Annotated in this window: 16 protein-coding genes; 3 read left to right on the top strand and 13 right to left on the bottom strand. The window is 67.8% G+C overall.

What is annotated here, in order from left to right:
• Window positions 1-114: 114 nt before the first annotated feature.
• The 11 genes from J2753_RS04260 to J2753_RS04310 all read right to left on the bottom strand — a co-directional run bounded on the left by J2753_RS04260 (window position 115) and on the right by J2753_RS04310 (window position 11,382).
• Window positions 115-1,542 carry a V-type ATP synthase subunit B gene (locus tag J2753_RS04260; protein WP_209490665.1) on the bottom strand — a complete coding sequence of 476 codons (1,428 nt, stop codon included), beginning with the start codon at window positions 1,540-1,542 and terminating at the stop codon, window positions 115-117.
• Window positions 1,542-3,308 carry an ATP synthase subunit A gene (locus J2753_RS04265; RefSeq protein ID WP_209490666.1) on the bottom strand — a complete coding sequence of 589 codons (1,767 nt, stop codon included), beginning with the start codon at window positions 3,306-3,308 and terminating at the stop codon, window positions 1,542-1,544. The genes J2753_RS04260 and J2753_RS04265 overlap by 1 nt, the downstream gene beginning before the upstream one ends.
• 2 nt (window positions 3,309-3,310) lie before the next feature.
• On the bottom strand, window positions 3,311-3,637 hold the full coding sequence (locus J2753_RS04270; RefSeq protein WP_209490667.1) for a V-type ATP synthase subunit F: 327 nt from the start codon (window positions 3,635-3,637) through the stop codon (window positions 3,311-3,313).
• Window positions 3,634-4,686: a V-type ATP synthase subunit C gene (locus J2753_RS04275; protein ID WP_209490668.1), complete on the bottom strand. Its 1,053-nt coding sequence runs from the start codon at window positions 4,684-4,686 to the stop codon at window positions 3,634-3,636. Before J2753_RS04275 ends, J2753_RS04270 begins: the two co-directional genes overlap by 4 nt.
• Window positions 4,683-5,264 (bottom strand): V-type ATP synthase subunit E, encoded by a 582-nt coding sequence (locus J2753_RS04280; protein ID WP_209490669.1) that lies wholly within the window; start codon window positions 5,262-5,264, stop codon window positions 4,683-4,685. Before J2753_RS04280 ends, J2753_RS04275 begins: the two co-directional genes overlap by 4 nt.
• Window positions 5,265-5,286: 22 nt before the next feature.
• Entirely contained in the window at window positions 5,287-5,547 is a 261-nt protein-coding gene (locus J2753_RS04285) for a F0F1 ATP synthase subunit C (protein WP_209490670.1), read from the bottom strand.
• A gap of 185 nt (window positions 5,548-5,732) precedes the next feature.
• Window positions 5,733-7,874, bottom strand: coding sequence for a V-type ATP synthase subunit I (locus J2753_RS04290; RefSeq protein WP_209490671.1), 2,142 nt, complete (start codon window positions 7,872-7,874; stop codon window positions 5,733-5,735).
• Window positions 7,861-8,193: an ATP synthase archaeal subunit H gene (gene ahaH / locus J2753_RS04295; RefSeq protein WP_209490672.1), complete on the bottom strand. Its 333-nt coding sequence runs from the start codon at window positions 8,191-8,193 to the stop codon at window positions 7,861-7,863. Before ahaH ends, J2753_RS04290 begins: the two co-directional genes overlap by 14 nt.
• Before the next feature lie 287 nt (window positions 8,194-8,480).
• Window positions 8,481-9,440, bottom strand: a complete 960-nt coding sequence (locus J2753_RS04300; protein WP_209490673.1) for an electron transfer flavoprotein subunit alpha/FixB family protein — start codon at window positions 9,438-9,440, stop codon at window positions 8,481-8,483.
• Window positions 9,437-10,234, bottom strand: coding sequence for an electron transfer flavoprotein subunit beta/FixA family protein (locus J2753_RS04305; protein ID WP_209490674.1), 798 nt, complete (start codon window positions 10,232-10,234; stop codon window positions 9,437-9,439). The genes J2753_RS04300 and J2753_RS04305 overlap by 4 nt, the downstream gene beginning before the upstream one ends.
• 92 nt (window positions 10,235-10,326) lie before the next feature.
• Window positions 10,327-11,382, bottom strand: coding sequence for a helix-turn-helix transcriptional regulator (locus tag J2753_RS04310; RefSeq protein ID WP_209490675.1), 1,056 nt, complete (start codon window positions 11,380-11,382; stop codon window positions 10,327-10,329).
• A 96-nt stretch (window positions 11,383-11,478) separates the two neighbouring features.
• Here J2753_RS04310 and J2753_RS04315 point away from each other — a divergent pair, with 96 nt between their 5' ends.
• Together J2753_RS04315 and J2753_RS04320 are read left to right on the top strand one after the other, a co-directional pair.
• Window positions 11,479-12,750 carry a DUF7096 domain-containing protein gene (locus J2753_RS04315; protein WP_209490676.1) on the top strand — a complete coding sequence of 424 codons (1,272 nt, stop codon included), beginning with the start codon at window positions 11,479-11,481 and terminating at the stop codon, window positions 12,748-12,750.
• A gap of 37 nt (window positions 12,751-12,787) precedes the next feature.
• Window positions 12,788-13,273: a type IV pilin gene (locus J2753_RS04320; RefSeq protein WP_209490677.1), complete on the top strand. Its 486-nt coding sequence runs from the start codon at window positions 12,788-12,790 to the stop codon at window positions 13,271-13,273.
• 17 nt (window positions 13,274-13,290) lie between these two features.
• On the opposite strand, the gene J2753_RS04325 is transcribed toward J2753_RS04320, so the two are convergent.
• Window positions 13,291-13,914 (bottom strand): methyltransferase domain-containing protein, encoded by a 624-nt coding sequence (locus tag J2753_RS04325; RefSeq protein WP_209490678.1) that lies wholly within the window; start codon window positions 13,912-13,914, stop codon window positions 13,291-13,293.
• Between the two features lie 106 nt (window positions 13,915-14,020).
• Between J2753_RS04325 and J2753_RS04330 the strand changes: the two genes are divergently transcribed.
• Window positions 14,021-14,863 (top strand): polyprenyl synthetase family protein, encoded by an 843-nt coding sequence (locus J2753_RS04330; protein ID WP_209490679.1) that lies wholly within the window; start codon window positions 14,021-14,023, stop codon window positions 14,861-14,863.
• 21 nt (window positions 14,864-14,884) lie between these two features.
• On the opposite strand, the gene J2753_RS04335 is transcribed toward J2753_RS04330, so the two are convergent.
• Window positions 14,885-15,973, bottom strand: coding sequence for a DUF373 family protein (locus tag J2753_RS04335; protein WP_209490680.1), 1,089 nt, complete (start codon window positions 15,971-15,973; stop codon window positions 14,885-14,887).
• Window positions 15,974-15,981 lie beyond the last annotated feature (8 nt).

A 15,981-nucleotide genomic window follows, 5' to 3' on the forward strand; every position in this document is an offset into this window, starting at 1 on the left:
GTGAGCCGCCGCTCGGCGGTCGGGACAGAGAGGCGTGCCGTGACGGCCTGACTGCACAGTCACGGCGACGGCTTCGGGGAGTGACGCGGGGGACCCCCGGTCACGAGCCCCGTTTCAGTCGTCCGCGGGCGCTTCCGCGGAGCCGGCCGCGTCGGCGCCGGTGTCCTCGACGTAGTACTCCTCGATGAGGTCCTCGCCGATACGGTTGAGCTCCGTCTTCGGCAGCATCGAGATGAGCTCCCAGCCGATGTCGAGCGTCTCGTCGATGTCGCGGTTGGTCTCGTAGCCCTGGTTGGCGAACTCGGCCTCGAAGCGGTCCGCGAAGTCGAGGTACTTGTTGTCCGTCTCCGAGAGCGCCTCGCGACCGACGATGTTCACGAGGTCGCGCAGGTCCTCACCCTCCGCGTACGCCGCGAACAGCTGGTCCTTGAGGTCGCCGTGGTCCTCACGGGTCAGCCCCTCGCCGATACCGTCGTCCATCAGCCGGGAGAGGCTGGGCAGGACGTTGACGGGGGGCTGCAGGCCCTTGCTGTCGAGGTCCCGGTCCATCACGATCTGGCCCTCCGTAATGTAGCCAGTCAGGTCCGGGATCGGGTGGGTGGTGTCCTCGCCGGGCATGGTGAGGATCGGGATCTGCGTGACGGACCCTTCCTTCCCGTCGATACGGCCGGCCCGCTCGTAGAGCTGAGCCAGGTCCGTGTACATGTAGCCGGGGTAGCCACGTCGGCCGGGGACCTCCTCACGCGCGGCGCCGATCTCTCGGAGCGCCTCGCAGTAGTTGGTCATGTCCGTCAGGATCGTCAGGACGTGATAGCCCTTCTCGAAGGCGAGATACTCGGCGGTGGTCAGCGCCATCCGCGGCGTGACCGTCCGCTCGACCGCCGGGTCGTCCGCGAGGTTCATGAACACGACCGAGCGTTCCAGCGCGCCGGTGCGCTCGAAGTCGGCCATGAACTCGTTTGCCTCCTCCTGAGTGATCCCCATGGCACCGAACACCACGGCGAACTCGGACTCCTCGCCGGCCTCGTCCTCTTCGGGGACGGTCGCCTGCCGGGCGATCTGGAGCGCGAGGTCGCTGTGGGGCAGCCCCGACGCGGAGAAGATCGGGAGCTTCTGGCCGCGCACGAGCGTGTTCATGCCGTCGATGGCCGAAACCCCGGTCTGGATGAACTCCTCGGGGTACTCCCGGGAGACCGGGTTGATCGCCTCGCCGACGATATCGTGGCGCTCGTCGGGGACGATGTCGGGGCCGCCGTCGATGGGGTTGCCCGAGCCGTCCAGCACCCGGCCGAGGAGATCCTCGGTCACGGGCATCTTCAGCGTCTCGCCCGTGAACCGCACGGACGCGTTCCGGTCGATACCGCTGGTGCCCTCGAACACCTGGATGGCGACGAGGCCGTCCGAGGACTCGAGCACCTGCCCACGGAGGGTGTCCCCGTCGGCAGTCTCGATCTCGACGATCTCGTCGTACCCGATGGACTCGTCGACCTCCGCGAAGACGAGCGGGCCCGAAATCTCGGTGATAGTTTGGTACTCTTTCATCAGTAGAGCTCCCGCAGTTGGGTCTCGATCTCTGCTTTCAGCTCCGCGACGTGCTCGTCGACCTCGTCGTCGGGAGTGGTGGCGATACGGTTGAGCTTCGGCGCGGCGTCGATGCTCGTGATCTCGTCGATCGGGACGCCGGCTTCGAGCGCCTCGAACGCCTCGTCGTCGAACTTCTTGATCGCCCCCAGCATCTTGAACGTCTTCTCGGGCGGACAGTACTGGTCCACCTCGATGAAGGCGTTCTGCTGGAGCCAGCCCTCACGGATGTAGCGGGCGACCTCGAGAGTCAGGCGCTGGTCGTCCGGCAGGGCGTCCTCGCCGACGAGCTGAACGATCTCCTGCAGTTCGCCCTCCTCGTCGAGGATGTCGACAGCCCACTGTCGGCGCTCGGGCCAGTCGGCGGAGACGTTCTCCTCGAACCACTCGTCGAGCTGGTCCCGGTACAGCGAGTAGGAGTCGTCCCAGTTGATCGCCGGGAAGTGCCGGCGCTCGGCGAGGTCGGCGTCCAGCGCCCAGAACGTCTTCACGATACGCAGGGTGTTCTGGGTCACCGGCTCGGAGAAGTCACCGCCAGGCGGCGAGACGGCCCCGATTACCGAAATCGAGCCCTCGCTGCCGTTGACGTTCTCGAAGTAGCCGGCCCGCTCGTAGAACTGCGAGAGACGCGCGGCGAGGTAGGCCGGGTAGCCCTCCTCGCCGGGCATCTCCTCCAGTCGGGAGGAGATCTCGCGCATGGCCTCGGCCCACCGGGAGGTGGAGTCGGCCATGAGTGCCACGTCGTACCCCATGTCGCGGTAGAACTCCCCGATGGTGATCCCGGTGTACACACACGACTCACGTGCGGCCACGGGCATGTTCGAGGTGTTCGCGATCAGGGTCGTCCGCTCCATCAGCGGGTTCCCGGTCTGCGGGTCGGGCAGGTCCGGGAAGTCCTCGATGACTTCGGTCATCTCGTTGCCACGCTCGCCACAGCCGATGTAGACGACGATGTCGGCGTCGGCGAACTTCGCGAGGCTCTGCTGGGTGACGGTCTTCCCGGAGCCGAAGGGCCCCGGAATCGCCGCCGTCCCACCCTTCGCGAGCGGGAACAGGCCGTCGAGGATGCGCTGTCCGGAGATCAGCGGCTCGGTCGGCGTCTGCTTTTCCTGCACCGGGCGGGCCTCACGAACCGGCCACTCCTGGTGCATCTGGATCTCCTCGCCGTTCTCGAGGGAGACGACGGGATCCTGAACCGTGAACTCGCCCGTTTCGACGCTCTCGACGACGCCGCCCTCGTAGTCGGGCGGGACCATGACCTTGTGGTCGATGGTCTGGGTCTCGGGGACGTTCCCGACGATGTCGCCGGGTTCGACCGCGTCGCCAGCCTCGACTTCCGGCTCGAAGAGCCACTCCTTGTCCATGTCGATCCCGGGGGCGTCGACCCCGCGGTCGAGGAACGCCGAGCCCATCTTCTCCTCGAGGACGTCCAGCGGGCGCTGGACGCCGTCGTAGATGGAGTCGAGCATCCCCGGACCCAGGTCGACGGTCAGCGGCTCGCCCGTGTTGACGACGGGTTCACCGGGGCCGACCCCGGAGGTCTCCTCGTACACTTGGACCGTCGTGACGTTGCCCTCGATCTCGATAACTTCGCCCATCAGCCCTTCGTCGCCCACGTAGACGACGTCGTTCATCCGGGCGTCGAGGTCGACGGCGGTCACGACCGGACCACTCACGCTCTCGATCTGGCCGCGTTCTTCCGCGGCGACGTCTGTTGCCTGACTCATAGTTAGTCCTCGTCGTCCATCAGGTCGATCCCGATGGCTCGTTTGATCTGGTCGCGCAGCCCGCCGCTACCGGCGCCGCCACCGAGTGTGACCAGCGTCGGTTCGACGCTCGTCTCGACGGCCTCGCGGGTCCCCCGCGAGAGGTAGTCGAGGTCGTCGTCGTGCATCACGATGATGCCCACGTCCTCGTCGCCGAGCGTCGACTCGACGGCGTCGTCGAGTCGCGCATCCTTCTCCTCGTCGGGCACGTCCTCGAACGTCCGGACGCCGGCGAGGCGGAACCCGGTCGTGAACTCCGGGCTGCCGATCACGGCGATTTCGGTGCTCATCGTACCACCATCTCCGCCCGAATCTCCTCGGGGTCGAGCCCCGCCTGGGTGCCTCGGGCGATGGCACGGATGTTGTCGGCCTCGCGCTCTTTGGCGAGCACGAAGGCGATCACTGGACAGATCGACATCGGGTGGGCGTGTGCCGCGTTCCGCGCGTGCTCGAGCAGCGCGCCCTCGAGGGCGTGCTCGAACCCGATGAGGCTGTCAGCTTCCGTGAGTTCGTCGAGCGCACCGGTAAGCTCGTCGCCGTAACGGCTCTCACGGATCCGCTCGACCAACTGGTCGCGGTTCCGCGAGAGCGCCGAGAGCTCCTCGGGGGTGAACAGCGTCCCACCCTCGATGAAGTACTCCGCCGGATCGATATCCGCGCCGCTCCGTGCGAGTCGGAGCGCGTTCCGGGCGTTCCGGAAGTCGATCTCGGCCTGCAGGAACTCCGCGTACGCCGAGTCCGCGCCAGCGCCCGCGGTGGTCACGCCCTCGAACAGGTTCTCGTAGTACGCCCGGTCGATGGCGTTTTCTAGAGCCACCAGCGTGCCCGACTCCTCGTACACCTCGTAGGCCGCCGCGAGGGGCTCGCCGAACAGCGTCCCCTCGAGCAGGTCGACGATGGCGTCGATACTCTCGGCGTCGACGAGTCGGTCGAGCAGGTCGTCGTCGAGTTCGCCGGCGCGGATGACGTCGTCCTCGATGGACTCGGCGTCCGTGTCGGCGTAGACGCCGCGGACGGCCGTCTTGACGTTCCACGCGTCGAACTTCCGCAGGTAGCGAGCGACCTGCTCGTAGAGCCGACCGTCGGCCCACGCGAGCAGTTCGTCGAACGTCTCGGCCAGCCCCGCGTTCAGGGCGTACTCGATCAGGTCGACGCCCGCAAAGCGGGAGCCGAGCCGGTTGATCGGCCCCTGGTAGGTCGACTCCTCCATGTAGCGGGAGATCTCGTCGGGACTCATCCGCAGCAGCTTCCGGTAGTCCTCCTCGTCGAACAGGGTCGCACGCCGGGCGCTCACGCGAGCGTTGACGTACTCCGGGTTGGAACTGCCGGTTGCGCTCATTCTTCGAAGAGGCGTTCGCTGATGCGTTTGAGTTCCTCGTCCCAGACCTCCTCGATCACGGAGTCGAAGGTGTTGTCCACGCTGACGCGGGAGCTCTCGCTCTCGACGACGACGCCGCCGAGGCAGTCCTCGATACCGGCAAAGGACCAGCCCTCGTACTCCGAGAGCAGGTCGGTCAGCAGCTCCTCGTCAGCCGCACGGCCGTAGACGTCGACGCTTGCGGCGGCGTCGAACTCCTCGGCCGCGTTGTCGAGCAGGGAGCGGGTGAGTTCCTCACGGCGCTCGCCCTCGATCTCGGCGACGCGCTCTTCGAGCCCGTCGCGGACCTGTTCGAGCGCGTCGCGTCGGGCCTCCAGGCGCTCCTGTTTGGCCGTGAGCTTCGCGCTGGAGAGCGCCTGCTCGCGCTCCTCCTCGATCTGTGCCTCGACTTCCTCTTCTCGTTGCTGGACGATCGACTCGGCGTCGGCTTCCGCCTCCGAGATGATCTCTTCCGCACGACTCTCGCCCGTTTCGCGTATCTCCTCGGCACGCGCGCGGGCTTCGTCTCGAACGTCCTCGACAACGGTTTCCAAGCTCATGAGCGGAAAGGGAGAGGAAAGTTTACGCCAGGATCATGGCGACCAGCGCGAAGATGAGGATAGTCTCCGGCAGGACGGTGAGGATCAGTGCCTGCACGAAGAGGCCCTCGTCTTCGGCGACGGCGCCGACGGCGGCGGACCCGATACCACGCTCGGCGTAGCCGGCACCGAGGCCGGCGAGGCCGACTGCGAGGGCTGCCATACCCGTCGAGGTGATGGCGGGGCCGCTGCTGGTTCCTTCCTGCAGTGCGAGGCTTGCGACTTGGGGTGCGATGTCGAACATATGGGTATCAACTCGGGTTCGTAGTCAGTCGTCTCCGAACAAGCCGTAGTTGGCTCCACGACGGTCATAAACCTTCCCAAAGGCGCCGGAGAGAACCGTGCGAGGCGGCCACACAGGCACGGCTGACGGGGGGGTACCAGTCGCCAAAACCCGTCAGCCAAACGGGAGGATCCGCGAGGGTGGCGTCAGTCCTGTCGGCTGAACTGACGCTCGTGGCCGAACGGTTCGTACTCGCGGCCGCCGCCGTCGAAGAACTTCGAGAAGAACTCGTAGTACTCCAGACGCACGGCCTGCAGGCCGGCGCTGGTCACACCCAGCGCGAGCACCAGCATGTGGCCCAGCACGAGGACGAGGATGCCGCCGAGCAGCGACGCCAGGCCGCCGTGCATCAGGCCGCCGAACATGATCTCGGTGACCGGCTCGCCGTGGTACATATCGCCGACGTGGTAGGCGTGGTCGGTCATGAAGTGCCACGACGCCTCCTCGCCCTCGCCGGTGACGGCGACGCCGAAGAAAAAGAGGTTGACCGCGAAGGCCATCCCCGCCTTCGCCAGCAGCACCGCCGCGAGTCGGGCGTAGGAGAGCACGTTCACCAGCGCGTCGAAAATCTCGACGAGTTCGGCGGGCGCGCCGAAGCCGAGCAGCAGGGCGCCAAGCACGAACAGGGCGATCCCTGCCTGCCCGACGATCACCGGGAAGCCGCCGAAGCCCAGCGCGAACGCGGCCTTCTCACCGCTGTCGAACACGGTGAAGATGAACTCGGGCTTCGAGTTCTCGAACCACTTGCTGGCGATGAAGATCCAGAGGCCGTTCATCGCGAAGATCCACGAGAGCTTCTCCACGACGGCCGCCTTCAGGCCGTGGAACTGAAGCTCCTCGAAGAACCCCAGCACGTAGCCGATGTTGAGGTGGACCAGCGCGGCGAGGGCGCTGATCAGGATCCAGCCGGGGACCCAGTAGCTGTACTCGGGGATGAGCCCCTTGTGTAGCGGCGCGTTGCCGCCCCAGACGTACTCGGAGACGAGGTGCAGGCCGAATATCTCGCCGTAGAAGACGCCGAACAGGATCGTCGCCAGCCCCGCCGCGATGGTCACGCCGCCCATGCTCTTGAAGCCGGGACTGTCGAACTGCGTGTAGAGGTAGCCGCCGATGGCGGTGTAGACGATCCCGTAGCCCACGTCCCCGATCATGAAGCCGAAGAACAGCGGGAACGTCAGGAACAGGAGGGCAGTCGGGTCGAACTCGCTGTAGGTGGGCCGACCGATCGCATTCACCAGCACCTCGAAGGGCTGGACGAACCCGTTGTTGTCCTGCACGACCGGCGGCTCGTCGCTGCCGATGGTGGTGCCGCCGTCGGCGACTGCCTCGCCGTGTTCGTGGACGGCCTCGCCGTCGGACTTGAACTGGGCGCGCTCGACTTCCTCGACGTCGATGCGGTCGCCGAGTTCCTCTTTGAGCGTCGCCGCGACCCCCTCGTAGTGCTCGGTGGGGACCCAGCCCTCGGCGACGAAGGCGTTCTCCGTCGTCGCGAAGGAGAGCGGCGCCTCGGCGCGCTGGGCCTCGATCTGGAGCTCCTCCTCGGCCGCCAGCAGGAACGACGCGTGCTCCTGCTCGAGGGCCGCGAGCTCGTCGGCGACGCCCTCGATTTCGGACTCGATGCCCTGTTTCTCGCTTTCGATCTCCCGGACGTAGGACTCCGGGGCGACCTCGGAATCGGGCACCTCGAGGCTCGTGAACGCCGCGCCCACGAGTGCGTCGTCGAGCACACCCTCGGCGTGCTCGCTCGGGTAGACGAACACCGCGAGCACGTCGCCGCCGGTGAAGATCTCGTACTGCTGGATCCCCTCGGCGTCGAGCAGTTCGCGCTCGACGGAGTCGTAGTCGCCGTGACCGACCGCGACCTCGAGGCTGTCGTAGCCCCCGAGGAGGTTCAGGTCGATCCCGAGTTCGACGAACGGCTCGACGGCGTCGAGGCGCTCCTCGATCCCGCGAAGCTCCTCGCGGAGCGTATCGCGCCGGTCGTCGAGTTCGTTGACCGCGTCCTGGATCTCGGGGAGTTGGGCCTCGATCTCTGCCTCGGTGATCGACTGCGGCGTCGCCGCCTCGGCGTCGACATCGAGGATGCTCTTGATCGAGCGGACGGTCACCAGCTTCTCGGACGCCGCCTCGGCCTCCGCCTCGGGGTCGCCGGGCTGGAACCCCTCCCACGAGCCGTCGTACTCCGAGACGTCGAGGACGTGCTGGTCGTGGACGAGCTCGACGACCGACCCCATCACGCGCTTGGAGCCAGTCACCGAGAGCTTGCTCATCTGCTTAGGTCTGAGCATGCACCGCCTCCTCGAACTGGTCGACCGCGTACTCGACGGCCTCCTCGACGTTCTGCTCGGCCTCCTCGGTCAGCGCCTCGCGTTCGCGCTCGCCCTCGCGGATGATCTCCTCTTTTTCGTCCTCGATCTCCGCGCGGGCCTCCTCGAGACGCTCCTCCTCGAGTTCGGCTGCCTCCTGTTCGGCCTCCTCCCGGATCTCGGTGGCTCGCTCGCGAGCCTCGGCGATCCGTTCCTCTTTCTCCCGGCGAGCCTCCTCGAGGATCTCGTCGGCGTCTTCCTCCGCCTCCTTGATCCGATCAAGAACTTCCGGTCTGGGCATTAGCTGATCGGTTCGTGGTTTTCCCGGGCCGTATAAGGTGTTTGCGAAAGCGTGCGGGTCGAACGCCCCCGAACACTCACTGTGAGCGACACTGAACGGCTACGAGGAGGGACACCGGTCACTCACCGCGAGCGAGGCCGCAGGCCGAGCGAGCGGGCCGACGAACGACCGGAGTTCCCGCGAACGAAGTGAGCGGGAGCACGGGAGAGCGAAGCTCTCCCGGAGGGAGCGAGGAGCGCTTTTGGTGAAGCTTTTGCAAGGGCCCTCCGGGGCCCGCAGCAAAAGGTTCAGTTGAATTCCTCGATCAGCGCCGGCACCACGTCGAACAGGTCCCCGACGATCCCGTAGTCCGCGATGTCGAAGATCGGCGCGTTCGGGTCGGTGTTGACGGCGATGATCGTCTCGGCGCCCTTCATCCCGGCGACGTGCTGGACGGCGCCGGAAATCCCGATGGCGAGGTACACTTTCGGCGTCACCTGCTTGCCGGACTGGCCGACCTGCCGGTTCTTCGGCAGCCAGCCGCTGTCGACGATGGGTCGCGACGAGGAGAGCGTCGCGCCCGTCGCCTCACACAGCTCCCGGATCAGGTCGAGGTTCTCCTCCTCCTCGATCCCGCGGCCGATGGAGACGAGGAACTCCGCCTCGCCGATGTCCACGTCGCCGCCGCCGACCTCCTCGAACCCCTTGACTCGGGAGCCGTCGTCGACGCTCGCCTCGTCGAACTCGAACGCCGAAACCTCGGCGTCGCCGGCGCCGCTTGCGGCGGCCCACTCGCCGCCGCGGATGCTGACGACGAACTGATCGGCCGCCACGTCGACAGTGGTCTCGACCTTCGAGCCGTACATCTCGCGAGTGACGGTCAGGCCGTCGTCGTACGCCAGCCCCACCGCGTCCGTCGCGTAGGGCAGGCCGAGTTCGTCGGCGACTGCCGGCGCGTAGTCGAGGCCGTTGACCGAGTTCGGGAACACCAGCGCGGCCGGGTCGAGGTCGGCGTGGAGCGCCCCGGTCGCGGCCGCGTACGTGTCGTGATCGAACTCCTCGCCGGCGTCGACGGTGTGGATGGCGTCGACTTCGGGCGTGTTGAGCGACTCGGCGAAGCGGTCGACCGGGCCGGAGACGACGGCGACGTGGAGGTCGCCGCCCAGCGCGTCTGCCAGTCGGCGGCCGGCGGTGATCCCCTCGTAGCTCACGTCCCGCAGGTCGCCGTGGCGGTGTTCCGCGACGAAGAGAACGTCGTGCTCGGTCATTCGCCGACCACCCCCTTGTCCCGCAGCACGCCCGCCAACTCCGCGGCCGTCTCCTCGGCGTCGCCCTCGAAGATGGTCGCGTCGGACTCGCTCTCGGGTTCGTACATGGCCGTGAGTTCCAGCGCGCCGTCGACGCTCTCGGCGTCGAGGCCGAGATCCGCGAGGTCGAACGGCGTGATCTCCTTCTGCTGGGCCTGTCGGATCCCGCGGAGGCTCGCGTAGCGGGGCTCGTTGATCCCGGTCTGGATCGAGAGCACCGCCGGGAGGTCGACTTCGGTGATCTCCTCGACGCCGCCCTCGAGTTCACGTCGAACCGTGGCCCTCTCGTCGCCGGCCGCGTAGTCGAGGTCGTTGACGACCGCCGCCCACTGGTAGTCCACGCGGTTCGCGAGCGCGACCCCAGTGGCGCCGAAGGAGTCGTCGGCGGCCTGCACGCCGGTCAGCACCAGATCCGGCTCCTCCTCCGCGACGACCTGCTCGAACACGCTCACCTTGGCGTTCACGTCGAGCAACTGCTGGTCCGCGATGGCGTCGTCCCAGACGCGCACGGCCCGGTCCGCACCCTTCGCGAGCGCCATCCGGATGGTCTCCTCGCTGCGCTCGGGGCCGATGGTGGCGGCGACGACCTCCACGTCCTCGTCGGCGGCCTCGGCGATCTGCACCGCCGACTCGACCGCGTAGTCGTCCCACTCGTTGAGGTCGTACTCGAGGTACCGCTCGTCGATGGCCAGTCCGTCGATCTCGAAGTCGTCCTCGACGGCTGCCACCTCCTTGACGGTTACCAGAATCTTCATCGCCATCGAATTCTCCTGGCTGGTGGTAAATCCTTTCGCTATGCTCACAGGCGAACGACCACGGGAAGGGGGGACGTTCGCCGGGGCGCCGACTACCGCTCCTCCTCTTCCTCGGGCAGGGAGATGACGTTCTCCCGGCCGAGTCGGAGCTTCTCGACCTGGCCCTCGTCGGCCATCCGGGAGAGCAGTTGGGAGACCTTCGCGTCGGACCAGTCAGTCTCCTCGACGATGGCGGCCTGTCGCATTCTGCCGCCGTGCTGCTCCAGCAGCGTCTCGACGCGCTCCTCGTCCGAGAGCAGTTCCGTGTCGACCGCCGGCTCCTCGGCTTCAGTTGGGCTCGGGGGCTGCCCACCGCCGGCCTCGTCCGGGCCTTCGTCGTCGCTTGCCACGGCCTCGATCGGGTTGCCGCCCCGCCAGCGCCACACGGCCAGCACGCCGATAACGAGGAACAGCAAGCCGAGCAGCCCGACGACGACGCCGTCGATACCCTGGTCAGGCGTGGGGCCGTTCGGCGTCGGCGACTCGCTGGCAGTCGGCGATCCGGACGCGGCCGCCGGCTCGTAGAGGACTACGAACTCCGTGGGGTCGAACGACTCGGGGCCGGTAACGACCAGTGAGTCGTTCACCTGCCGCGCCTCGATGCTCTGCTGGATGTCGTAGTTCGGCGGGGTGTACAGGCGGATCTCCTGGCCGGCTTCGAGCGAACTGAGCCACGTCCCGTCGGGAGTCAGCAGCGCGTCGGCGAGCCTGTATCCCTCGCCCTCGGGTGCGAGGAAGTTCGTCCACCGGAACTCGAGCTGTAGCGTCCCGGTCTCCGTCCCGAGCGAGTAGCTCCGCTCGACGTTCGTGATCAGCATCTCCCGGTCCCCTGCCGTCGAGGCCGCCGATGCCGCCGACTCGAAGAACTCGATGCCGGGGCCGGCCGAGGTCTCCCCAGCCGCGAACCGCTGCCCGTAGTTTCGGAACGCGTCGCGCTCCTCGGGTGTGTCGAGCGGAACGGTCGTCCGGACCGTCCAGTCCGCGTCGCCGTTGGCCCGGAGTTCGGCGTCGAACGTCGTCGTCGCGTTGGCGATGTCGGGCGACTCCTGGGCAACGACTCCCCCGGAGAGCGCACCGACTAACAGGAGGGCGACGACTACGTACCGCATATCCCGAGCGTGACAGCCCCCGGGCAAAACGCTTTCTATCAGTCTACCGTATCGCTCCGGCGTGTTTTAAGGTGGAGGCCCCGGTAGTGACCGCCGATGAGGTCTCTCGCACTCCTCGCGGTCCTCGCCCTCTCCCTGGCCCTCGTGGCGCCCGCAGGCGTCGGGGCTGCCGGCGTATCCGTCGATGCCAGCCCGACCGACGCCGAGACGGCCGGCGTCGACGGCGTCGTCACGCCACTGCCCGGCCAGGAATCGCCCGACGGCCAGCGCAACGAGACGCGCGTGCTCGTCGTCCCTGACGGCGCCGTCCAGAAGAGCGAGGTCGACCGGGCGACGCTGAATCTCGGCCCGGCCGCGGAGTTCAACGGCAACGTCAGCGCGGTCGAAGTCGAGACCGAAGCCGTCGTCGAACACGTCCGGGCCGCCGAGAGCGACAGCGAACGGAGCCGCCGGATCATTCAGGCCTCCTCCACGGTCGAGACGGAGATCATCACGCTCCGAGACCGTCAGCAGGCCGCCATCCAGGCGTACAACGACGGCGACATGTCGACGGAGGCGTTCGTCGTCGAACTGGCCACCATCGCCGCGAAGGCCGAAGCGCTCGAGGCCCGGATCGAACGGCTGAACCAACTCGCCGACGATATCGACGGGTTCAGCCTCTCGCGGCCGGCCGAGATCCGGTACGAACTCCGGACGTTCGGCGGCCCGGTCCGTGAACGCGCCGTCGACGCCATCCGCGGCACCGACGACTCGGTTCAGTTCTTCGTCACGACCGGTCCCGAAGGGTACGAACTCGCGGCGGTCGACGATGGCGTCTACCTCCGCGAGGCGTTCCGCGGCGCCGAGCAGTCGGGCGATTCGACCGCCACGATGGACGGGCCGGCGACGATCAACGTCACTCGGGAGAGCTACCCCGAGATCGTCCGTTCCGCCGACGCGTCAGTGAACTTCGCCGGGACGACCAACATCGTCACCGTCACGAAACAGAACCACACGCTCACCGCGTTCGTCGACAGCGGCACCGAGGACGTGTTCAAGGAGTACCAACGGTTCGGCCTCTCGCAGTACCACTCGCCGTCGACGGACTCGAACACGATCAGTGGGATCACCGTCTCGGTCAATCAGACCTACCCCGGCGGGCCGCTCCGGATCCACGTCTCCGACGCCGAATCGGGCGAGCCAATCGACCTCGCGATCACCCTGAGCCAGGGCCAATCAGAGCGCATGACCGTCGGCCGGACCGGCGAGGACGGCACGCTCTGGACCGTCTCCCCCCGCGGGAGCTACACCGTGCTCGCGGTCGGCGGCGAGACCACCGCGGCCTACCTCGAGACCAACAGCACCGACGCCCCCACCCTCGGCGCCTGACCCGGAGTTGAAGTAGGAAGCCGGGGCCAGACCCCCCGTGCTCCCCTCGCCGACTGACACTGATCGGGCCGTCTCGCCGGCGCTCGGCGCGGTGTTGCTCGTCGGCGTCACCGTCGCGGCCGCCGCCGTGTTCGGCACCGTCATGTTCGGACAGGCCGCCGCGCTGAGCGGCCCGCCACCGACCGCCACGTTCGACCTTTCCGCCGAGGGTGACCGGGTCAGCATCGACCACACCGGCGGCGACGCCGTCGACGTGCGGGCGCTGCGGGTCGAAGTCGCCGTCGACGGTGACCCGCTGGCCCATCAGCCGCCGGTTCCCTTTTTCGCGGCACGGGGGTTCCACGGTGGCCCGAGCGGGCCGTTCAACCCCAGAACCGACGTGGAGTGGGAGGTCGGGGAGACCGCGTCGTTCCGAGTCGCCGGGACGAACGATCCGGCGCTGGAACCGGGCGCGCAGTTATCGGTCGAACTGTTCCACGGGGACCAGCGGTTCGCGTCGCTGTCGACGCAGGTCGGAGGATGATGTCGGCGAAAAGTGCGCTACTCCTCGGGCACCGTCGCGATGGTGACGATGGCCCGCGGGCTCCCGGGGTTGGCCTGCATCACGACGTGTTCGCGCTCGGGGAAGCCGGCCTCGCTGAACATCCGGTCGGCCTCGTCGGCGTCGTAAAACAGCATGATGGCGTCGGCGATCTTGTGGAACAGGCTGTTGCTCGGCTCGTCGGGGCCGACGATGAGGACGGTGCCGCCGGGTTTGGTGACACGGCGGGCCTCCTCGATGGCATCGACAGGGCTGGGCCAGTACTCGATGGACCCAGAGGACCAGTAGTGGTCGAAGCTGTTGTCGGCGAAGGGCAGGCGCTCGGCGTCGCCGCGGTAGAACTTCACCTGGTCAGTCTTGCCGAACTTCGCCCAGGCTTTCTCCAGTTGGTGGACGCTCTGGTCGAGGCCGTGCACGTCGTCGGTGTGCTGGAGCAGCCCCTCGGTGCCGAAACCGGTGCCACAGCCCACGTCGAGCACGCGGTCACCCTGTTCGATGCCGGTCCGGTCGAGCGCCTCGTCGCGCATCTCCTCGTTCCAGACCAGCGGGTTGACGGTGTCGTACACCCGCGAGAGGTACTTGTAGAAGGTGCGTGCCCGTGCCTTGTCCTCCAGGACTCCCATTGGCGGCGATTCGGGCGGGCACGGCATAATGCTGCGGTTTTTCGGAACGGGAACCGATCAGCGGTTACCGTCACGTACTTGGGCAATCCTCCCCGATATGACGCTAATGGAGACGCTCGACCGTCGGGTGGAACTCGTCGACGAGCGACTGTCGACGCTCGTCGAGGACGTCGAGCCGCCCGCGCTGGCCGAGCGCCTGTCCCACGTCACGCTGTCGGGTGGGAAGCGCGTCCGGCCCGCCGTGACGCTGCTGGCCTGCGAGGCCGCGGGCGGCGACCCGGAGGACGCCGTGGAGTTCGCTGTCGGTATCGAACTGGTTCACAACGCCTCGCTGGTCGTCGACGACATCATCGACCGCTCGGAACTGCGCCGCGGCACCCCGAGCGCGTGGGCCGAGTACGGCTACGGCCCGGCCATCGTCGCCAGCGACGGCCTGCTGGGCGAGGCGTTCGCGCTGTTCTCGGCCGACGAGCACGCGATGGGCATCGTCGCCGAGGCGATGGTCGAACTCGGTGAGGGCGAGGCGACCGAACTGGTGAGCGAGCCCGAAAGCGAGGCCGAGTACATGGAGTTAGCCCGGCGCAAGACCGGCGCGCTGTTCCGCGCGGCCGCGGAGGTCGGTGCCGTCGCCGCCGGCGCCGATGGCTTCACCGTGGAGTCGATGGGCGAGTACGCAGAACGCGTCGGCGTCGCGTTCCAGATGCGCGACGACGTACTGGACGCGACGGGCGACGCCGAGGAACTCGGCAAACCCGCCGGACAGGACGCCGAGATGGATCGCCCGTCGCTGATTCAGGTGACCGATCTCTCCGCGGACGAGGCCGACGAGCGGGCCCGTGCGGAGTCAGAACGGGCGCTCGATGCGCTGGCGACGGCGACCGTCGAGGACGGCGAGGCTCGCGAGTATCTCGAGCAGTTGGCGGAGTACGTCGTCAGCCGCGAGCGGTAGGAAAAACGGGCAGCGCGGCGATCAGGCCGCCTCGGCCGTCGCCGGAAACCGGTTCTCCGCGATGGCGAACGTGAGCGTGCTCAACACGCCCAGCAGCGTCCCCGCCGTCAGCGCCAGCGCGAGGTCGGTGATGGCCATCGCCGCCTCGCCCGGGAGGAAGAAGCCCGAGACGGCGTGGAGCACGACGCTGATCGCGAGCACGTAGAACGGCGCGTTGAGGTAGCGCCAGCGGAACTCGCCGGCGAGATACTCGTCGGTCACCTGGCCGAGGCTGGAGGTGACGCCCGCGGCGGCGAACCAACTCACCGCGTGGTGGATGAACACCGCCGCCTGCCCGGGGCGAGCGAGCGACGCGGTCTCAGTGACCGCCAGATACCCCTGCCAGCCGCCGATAGCGACCAGCGCGATGGCGACGACGTAGGTGATCAGCGTCACCCGACCGGCGTACAGGAGTTGGCGCACCTCCTCGGCGGCGTCGTCGACGGCGTCCTCGAGTCCGAGCCCGCGGAACAGCGTATAGAGGCCGAGCAGCCCCGAGAGCAGCCCCAGTACGGAGACGCCCGCCACGTCGAACGCGTTGGCGACGAGGACGAGCGGGTAGACCAACAGGAGGACCCCGAGCGGGACGAGCAGCGTCCCGCGGGTCTCCTTGTCGCCCAGCACCTGCTTGATCGTGTAGTAGATGGACTCCAGATCCTGGGCCTGCCGGACGACCACGCGCCGGAGGCCGTCGATGGGTACCCGCGAGCGGATCACGGGGAGGACGGACTCGTCCTGTGCACCGTCGGTAATGACCACCGCGCGCACGTTCTCGCCGGTCGAGAGCGCCGCGAGCACGGTGTCTATCTCCTCACCCACGGCGCGGTTGGCTTTCACGTCGCTGCCGTCGACGCCCGTGACGGCGGCGACGGCGACCTCCTCGCCCTCGCGCTCCAGTTGGTCGCGGGTGTGGATCGCCTGGAACAGCACGTTCACGTCGGAGTCCTCGGGGTCGGCGGTCGCGAGACGCGTGGCGGCGTCCTCGACGTTCTCCCGGCCCAGCACGGGCGTCGAGAGCCCGGTCTTGCGACCGAGGTCGTTGTCGAGGTCGACAGCGAGGACCAACAGCATCAGCGGAA

Source organism: Halolamina salifodinae, assembly GCF_017874235.1.
Lineage (GTDB): Archaea > Halobacteriota > Halobacteria > Halobacteriales > Haloferacaceae > Halolamina > Halolamina salifodinae.